This window comes from Sphingobium terrigena (genome assembly GCF_003591655.1).
GTDB classification, from domain to species: Bacteria; Pseudomonadota; Alphaproteobacteria; order Sphingomonadales; family Sphingomonadaceae; genus Sphingobium; species Sphingobium terrigena.
This window is the reverse complement of sequence record NZ_QVRA01000056.1, coordinates 1-6904: the sequence shown is the minus strand read 5'-3', so window position 1 is coordinate 6904 and position 6904 is coordinate 1. Positions and strand designations below refer to the sequence as shown.

Here is a 6904-nt window from a genome sequence, read left to right as displayed (position 1 = left end):
CACATCGGCGGCGCGGGTCTCCCGGATCGGCTTCCCGTTGTCCATGGTCTCGGCCAGCGCGAGCAGCTCGAGATTGTCCTCGAGCCGGTCAGCCACGCGATTGAGGATCCTTGCGCGCTCGGCAGGGGCCATGCGCGCCCAGCCCTCCTTCGCCCGGTGAGCAGCGTCCAGCGCTGCCTCCACATCCTCTGGCGAAGACTTGGCGATCTCGGCCAGCTGCCGGCCGTTGATCGGACTATGGTCCGTAAAATATTCCCCGCGAATGGGTTCCACCCATCGGCCGCCAATGAAGTTGCCGTAGCGTGACGGTGCGTGACCCTTCGCCCGGACGGTGTCGATCGCTTGCTGGAACATGAAACGTCTCCGCTATACATGGCCGGGCCCCCAGGTGTGCGGCACCGCGAACCCGATATTCTCCCTCGCAGGAGGGCTGAGTTGGGGTGTGCGAGCTGACGACTTTGCGAAGTATTGGGATTGTTACGTAGCTGCTGGGCGACCAATCCGAGGGCGGGATGATGCGCCGCGGATCGGACGCTAGAAGCAGTGTATCGGGGCCGAACGCCGACACCGGCGTCAACGTCAGTAATAATCGGCGAGCGTCAGCAGCCGCACGATACCGGATCCGTCGACGAGCCTAACGTGCGTGCCGGCAGGACGAAAACGCCAGCGCCAAAGCTCGCCGCGGGCGTAGCTGGCATCGATTGGCCGCCCGTCGACACGGATAATCTTGTCCCCGATCGACCAGCCGCTCTTCTCGGCCGGACTATGGGCCGCGACATGGGCGACGGTCAGACCAGACGGCGAAACCGCCAGGCCGAGGCCTGAGCGGTCTTTCAACATCGGAAGCCTGCGCTTTGGCGGAGCTGGGCGCAGCCACAGCCTTCCCGCAGTAATATCCATGATGACATCGCATTGGGCGATGAGTGGCAATCCGATGCTGCCCACCGCGCTATCGGATTGCCAATGATCCAGGGCCGCCACCGGAACCGCGGCGCTGCGCACTCCGCCGATATCGATATCGTCGAGGACGAAAGCGGTGACGGTCTGAACCCCATCCAGGCTTCCCAGCGCGGCGGTCGACCGGGCTTTGCCGGCGAGGAGATTCTGCGCGGCCACAAAGGCGGTGGACAGCATGAGCGCATTTGCACTCCCGAGATCGAAGATGAGCTGCACGGGGCTTCCGCCCCCGATAGACGCGGCGACCAGGAGCTCGCGACGTGTCCCATGCGTCAGAGGGAGGCGACGCCAGCCGCTCCCACCGGCAAAACTCCCCGTCGGGGCGAAGCCGATCCGATCCTGCGTGAAGTCGAGGGCGACACAGCGCCCGGCGAGGATGTCCTCACCCAGGACCAGATCGATCGGGCGGCCGAATGCCGACGATATTGCCGCAAGGTCGCTCACGATGGCGAACGGCAAGCGCCTACGATCGTCGGCGACGGTGAGGGCAACGTCGCTGATCTCGGTGACTTCGACGCGGCCGCCGGTGCCGCGAATGATACGTTTCCCGGATGGGGCGATGCCCAGCCTCTTCACCAGGCGCGTATTGATGATCGAAGCGGCGCTTCCGCTGTCCAGAATGGCGCGGACGGGACTACCGGCCACGTCTGCGGAGATCATCAGCGTATCGCCCATCGCTATCTCCGCAGGCGTCCACGCAAAGGAACCCCACCCTTCGCCTGTGCGGGTGAGAGCCGCCAGAGGGCCGGCAACGGACGAGGCGCCCACAAGCGACGCAGCCGACAGGCTGCGCGCGAGAAGCGTTCGACGATCCATCGCGTCGTAATCGTCTCCGTCGTTTTCCAATCAGCCCTGCCTGCTTCTGGGAGACAGCCCGTACGACGATCAAAGCCGCACCGGGGGTCTCATCGCCCGGTATGATAGTTCGCATGCCGCGCCCGACGGCGGGCATCCGTAACAAAACGTATATTCCCCGAGCGGCACGAACGGCACTTCTGCCGACATCTTGAGACCGACCGAAGTCTTGCGGTCCAACCCATCGAATTCTCCGAGGAGCCTATCATGAAAAACGTGTTTCGTAGCAAAACTGGCCTGATCGTCCCCGCCATCGCTGTGCTAGTCGCTATCTCGGCGACACAGGCCTGGGCGGACGAGGCCCCGCCCGTGCCGGCCAAAGTGGTCAAGCACCAAAACCACGAGGCGCATCAGACCCATCAGGCAGGGATGAAGCATGGCGCGAGACAGATGCACGACGAGATGATGCATGACCATCAGATGGGCGTGAACGCGTCGGGCGGCATGCAGATGGGATGTGGCGGGACGGCCGGGTGCAAGGACAAAATGCCGATGGCGCCCAAGGCAAAGCCGGACCAGGCACCGCCCGCCGCCAACATGCCCTCCGCGCCCATGAGCGACGACATGTAGGAAACGCGGAAGCGAAGGGCCGACAGCGTTGGCGAGACAGATGCGAGGGTCCGCCGGATACGGATGCCCCATTGGATCCTGACCCTGCGTGCCTTTCGCTTCTTCGGCCAGGTTTCATACGCCTGGCCCCGCCTACCGGGTCCGCCGTTGCTGCGAACATACACCCGCGTGGCAATCGGCACCGCGGCGTCACTTTAGGGCTGCTTCCGAAAGATCGAATTGATGCGGACTCCACTTCCCCCATTCGCCGAGACGACCACTGGTCGCAGAGGCTTCGTGCAAGGTCTCTTGCTCGCGACAGCTCTTGCCACGCTGGGTTGGCCCGCCCATGCGTTCGCAGTGCCGGCGGTGACGACGCCGACCGTGCTGAGCGGCACTGAGGTCGATCTCGAAATCGGCCGGGTCACGGTCAATTATTCCGGAAAAGCCAGTGTCGCCACCGCCGTCAACGGGAGCGTGCCGGGGCCGCTGATCAGGCTGCGCGAAGGCGACGCTGTAACGATCAGGGTCAAGAACAACCTGGACGAAATGACCAGCATCCATTGGCACGGCCTGATCCTGCCGACGGACATGGATGGGGTGCCAGGGATCAGCTTTGGCGGAATAGCGCCGGGCGAAACCTTTACCTACCGCTTCGTCGTGAAGCAGAGCGGCACCTTCTGGTATCATGCCCATACATTGGCGGAGCAGACGGGCCTCTACGGCCCGATGATCATCGAACCGAAGAGCGAACCGCCTCTCGCAGCCGACCGCGATTATACGATCATGCTCAGCGACTGGACGGACGAGGCTCCGCTTCAGGTCTATCTGAACCTCAAGAAGATGAGCGGCTATTATAATTTCGCGCAGCCGACCGTCGGCGATTTTGCGAGCGATGCCGGCAAGCTCGGGCTGAGCGGCGCTCTGTCGAAGCGGGCGATGTGGAACAAGGCGCGCATGAATCCGACCGATCTGAGCGACGTATCGGCCGCTACCTACACCTATCTCCTGAACGGCGCCCCCTCCGCCAGGCGCTGGACGGGAATTGCGAGGAAGGGCGAAAGGGTTCGCCTGCGCTTCATCGGTGCCGGAACCGCGACCTATTTCGACGTTCGGGTTCCCGGCCTGATGCTGACGGTCGTCGCCGCCGACGGGCAACCGGTCGAGCCGGTCGACGTAGACGAATTCCGGATCGGACCCGGTGAAACCTACGACGTCATCGCGACCATCGCGGACGACAGGGCCTATGCGATCTTCGCCCAGTCCATGGACCGCACCGGCTTTGTCCACGGCGTACTCGCGCCGCGTGACGACATGAGCGCGGACATTCCCCCGGTCGACCCCGGCTCCTGGCTCGATCCGATCGACATGATGGGTGGAATGGCTGGGATGGCCGGGATGGGACCAGCTGGGCAGGACCATGGCATGGTCGAGACGGCACCAAAAGCCCGCCATGCGCGTACCGAATATGGGGCCAATACAGATATGCGCGTCGATTTTCCGCGCACCAATCTCGATGATCCCGGCGTCGGGTTGCGGCGCAATGGTCGCCGGACCCTGACCTATGCGGATCTGAGGACAGCAGGGCCGGCAGCAGACCCTCGCGAACCGCAGCGGGAGATTGAACTTCATTTGACCGGCAACATGGAACGCTTCGTGTGGGCGTTCGACGGCGTGAAGCTCAATGACTCGAAACCACTTCATTTCACGCCGAACGAACGGCTCAGGATCATTCTCGTCAACGACACGATGATGACCCACCCGATGCACCTGCACGGGATGTGGAGCGATCTTGAATCGCCCGACGGACGGTTCCAGGTCCGCAAGCACACCATTTCGGTGCAACCAGCCCAGCGCGTGGCTTTTCGCGTGACGGCCGACGCAATGGGCCGGTGGGCCTTTCACTGCCACCTCCTCTACCACATGGCCGCGGGCATGTTCCGCGAGGTGGTCGTGGCATGACAACCTCGCGCGCAACATGGTTGCTGGCCCTCACCGGGCTCGCGATGACCACCGTCGCCGGACCGGCGCTCAGCCAGCAGGTGAAGCCTGCGGTCAACGCCGAGGCGGCCGGCTCGAACGATCAGGCCATGTCGCCGGATATGCCGATGGGCGACCAGCAAAAGGATGGCAGCAGCGCGCCCCCGATGAATATGCCTGGCATGGACATGAGTGGCGGAAAACCCGGCGCCGATGCGCGCGACCCGGACGCTTATTCCGACGGCTACAGGAATTCGACGCTGCCCGGCTATGAGATGGCCGACAAAATTTCGGTGGCCAAGGTGCTCGTGGATGAGCTCGAGTTCCTCACGAACAAGCAAGGCCAAGGCATCAGCTGGTCGGGTCGGATTACCAATGGCCCGGACAACGACAAGCTCTTGCTGCGTAGCCAGGGCCTGAAACAGTCCGGCGAGCGGCTTGATCCAGAATCCTCGGTCGAGGCGTTCTGGTGGCACGGACAACGCCCGTTCTGGGGAACGATCCTTGGCGTGCGTCAGGACATAGGCCCGGGAGCCCATCGCTGGATCGCCGGGGGTATCGAGGGCCTGGCCCCCTACTGGTTCGATGTCCAGCTGACGGGCTATGTTGGAGACGATGGCCGTCTCGCGGCACGTCTGAAGGCATCCTATGACGTGCTGCTCACCAACCGCCTCATCCTCGTACCGCAGCTCGAATCGAACGCCTACAGCAAGGCGGCTCCCGAGCGCGGGCTCGGCGGAGGCCTGAGCAACCTCGAGCTCGGCTTGCGGATGCGCTACGAGATTCGCCGAAAAGTCGCTCCCTATGTCGGCTTTGTATGGGAGCGCTCCTTTGGTGAGACGGCGGATTTTCGCCGGCTCGCTGGCGAAAATCCCACCGAACGTCGGTTTGTGGCTGGCTTGCGTATCTGGTGGTGACGCCGGAGCTCACACACACCTTCTGAAGGCTTATCGAAAGGACCTAGTTATGCTTGATCGTCGCGCCGTCATCGGCTCCGGACTCTCCCTGGCGGTCGGCGGAATCGTCGCTTCAAACGCGGCGATGGCGGCTCCCAAACGCAGCGGGGCGATGATGACGCTCGACGAGTGCGTCGATAGCTGTGTCGCATCGCACCGCATGTGCCTGGAAACTGCGCGATACTGCACCGAGCAGGGCAGTTCGGCTCATATCGAGGCGTCGCACATCGCTTTGCTTCTCGACTGTGCGGAGCTCTGCCAGACGACGGCCAATTCCATGCTTCGGCGGTCGCCGCAGCATGCCCTGCTGTGCGACGCCTGTGCCCGGATGTGCGAAGCCTGCGCGCGCGATTGCGCGAAGATCGCCGGCGACGCTCGCATGCAGACTTGTGCCCAGACCTGCCGGGACTGCGCGGCCAGCTGCAAGGAAATGGCCAGTATGGGAATGTGATCTGGCCGGTCACCACTTGCCTCCGGATCCGCACCCGACGTTCATTCCGCAAGCCACGCGACGGGCCAATCAGCCGCGGGCACGGTCGTGCCAGATTCCCGCTGCGGACCGCATGTTTGCCGCCCCCAGGCCACCCGTCTGAGCCAGCAACAACTTCCCGGCGCTTTGCGTCCTGGCCCAACAGCATCTGGCATATCCGTCCCGCACTCATAGGGCGCCGCATCCGAGCCGGGACAAGCACGAGAAGCATTCGTATATTTCCGTAGAGACCCGGCGCGACCCAATTGCGACTTTCAATGCATGGAGGCGGTCATGAACGAGTGCGATATTCCTTACTTGCTACGGCGCGTGCGCGCCCACCGGTCACAGGCAGCGGCGGCGAATTGCCCCGAGGCGCGCTTGATCCACCGACGCTTCGTCGAGAATTATCAGCATTTGCTGGTGGGAATACGGCGGGACCAACTTCGTGAGCGAGGCGACCGGGGAAGCCCGCCTTGTGCTGAACGCGCCTGCCTTTGCGAAGGGCAAGACCCGGAAATGGCCCAGAGCCGTCGCGCAACATCCGCAACCGCCGCAGCGGGCGAACGTGGAGAAAACGGGGCGGTCCCAGCCATTCGGTACAAGCCGGCCAGCGTACTGGTCGATCACGACCTGACCGCCCTTGGCCGACAGAGCGTTCCTGAAGCCCCTCAGCTTTTCAACGCGAACGTAACTGTCGCGACGGCCAGTGCTGCGACGGCGGCACGCCAACGCATCAACCCTGCCGACCGCCAGGCTCAAGCGATGGCGATTGACGCCACAGCTTGAACGGCGCCATTGAGGTTGCCGCTGGATAGGCTCTGATGGACTGGACCAACGCCACGCCGCTCGCTGCCTTGACGGGCGGAATATTGATCGGATTGGCGTGCGCGATCTTGTTGCTCGGCCTCGGCCGGATAGCGGGCGTGAGCGGCCTCGCCGCGCGTGCCTTCGCCCTCTCACAGACTGGCCCGCCCTGGAGAATCGCTGCGGCTTTCATTGTCGGCCTGCCGACCGGAGCGGGGATCGTGAACCTGATCTCAGGTCCGGTAATTGCCCGTTTTCCATCCTCGCCGGCGGTGGTCCTGATCGGCGGGCTGCTGGTCGGCTTCGGTACCCGGATGGGCAGCGGCTGTAC

8 protein-coding genes are annotated in these 6904 nt (G+C 63.7%); 6 read left to right on the top strand and 2 right to left on the bottom strand.

What is annotated here, in order from left to right:
* Together D0Z70_RS23940 and D0Z70_RS23935 are read right to left on the bottom strand one after the other, a co-directional pair.
* Window positions 1-354: aldehyde dehydrogenase family protein (locus D0Z70_RS23940; RefSeq protein ID WP_119750694.1), on the bottom strand; the 354-nt coding region annotated here is incomplete at its 3' end.
* A gap of 225 nt (window positions 355-579) precedes the next feature.
* Window positions 580-1632 (bottom strand): pepsin/retropepsin-like aspartic protease family protein, encoded by a 1053-nt coding sequence (locus tag D0Z70_RS23935; RefSeq protein WP_119750692.1) that lies wholly within the window; start codon window positions 1630-1632, stop codon window positions 580-582.
* A gap of 387 nt (window positions 1633-2019) precedes the next feature.
* On the opposite strand from D0Z70_RS23935, the gene D0Z70_RS23930 reads away from it, so the two are divergent.
* The 6 genes from D0Z70_RS23930 to D0Z70_RS23905 form a co-directional block, all read left to right on the top strand.
* The gene (locus D0Z70_RS23930) at window positions 2020-2382 is read left to right on the top strand and encodes a hypothetical protein (protein WP_119750690.1); all 363 of its coding nucleotides are present in this window, start codon (window positions 2020-2022) and stop codon (window positions 2380-2382) included.
* 222 nt (window positions 2383-2604) lie between these two features.
* Complete coding sequence (locus tag D0Z70_RS23925) at window positions 2605-4323, top strand: copper resistance system multicopper oxidase (protein WP_119750688.1); 1719 nt, start codon at window positions 2605-2607, stop codon at window positions 4321-4323.
* Window positions 4320-5258 carry a copper resistance protein B gene (locus D0Z70_RS23920; RefSeq protein WP_119750686.1) on the top strand — a complete coding sequence of 313 codons (939 nt, stop codon included), beginning with the start codon at window positions 4320-4322 and terminating at the stop codon, window positions 5256-5258. Before D0Z70_RS23925 ends, D0Z70_RS23920 begins: the two co-directional genes overlap by 4 nt.
* A 49-nt stretch (window positions 5259-5307) precedes the next feature.
* Window positions 5308-5748 carry a four-helix bundle copper-binding protein gene (locus D0Z70_RS23915; protein ID WP_010405599.1) on the top strand — a complete coding sequence of 147 codons (441 nt, stop codon included), beginning with the start codon at window positions 5308-5310 and terminating at the stop codon, window positions 5746-5748.
* A 300-nt stretch (window positions 5749-6048) separates the two neighbouring features.
* Window positions 6049-6555, top strand: coding sequence for a hypothetical protein (locus D0Z70_RS23910; protein WP_119750684.1), 507 nt, complete (start codon window positions 6049-6051; stop codon window positions 6553-6555).
* Window positions 6556-6590: 35 nt separating this feature from the next.
* The coding region (locus D0Z70_RS23905) for a YeeE/YedE family protein (RefSeq protein WP_119750682.1) at window positions 6591-6904 on the top strand (314 nt) is incomplete at its 3' end.

What these genes read in the sequence shown, in the direction of transcription:
- D0Z70_RS23915 (WP_010405599.1), top strand. Translation starts at nt 5,308, where the DNA reads ATGCTTGATCGTCGCGCCGTCATCGGCTCCGGACTCTCCCTGGCGGTC.
- D0Z70_RS23925 (WP_119750688.1), top strand. Translation starts at nt 2,605, where the DNA reads ATGCGGACTCCACTTCCCCCATTCGCCGAGACGACCACTGGTCGCAGA.
- D0Z70_RS23910 (WP_119750684.1), top strand. Translation starts at nt 6,049, where the DNA reads ATGGAGGCGGTCATGAACGAGTGCGATATTCCTTACTTGCTACGGCGC.
- D0Z70_RS23920 (WP_119750686.1), top strand. Translation starts at nt 4,320, where the DNA reads ATGACAACCTCGCGCGCAACATGGTTGCTGGCCCTCACCGGGCTCGCG.
- D0Z70_RS23935 (WP_119750692.1), bottom strand. Translation starts at nt 1,632, where the DNA reads ATGGGCGATACGCTGATGATCTCCGCAGACGTGGCCGGTAGTCCCGTC.
- D0Z70_RS23930 (WP_119750690.1), top strand. Translation starts at nt 2,020, where the DNA reads ATGAAAAACGTGTTTCGTAGCAAAACTGGCCTGATCGTCCCCGCCATC.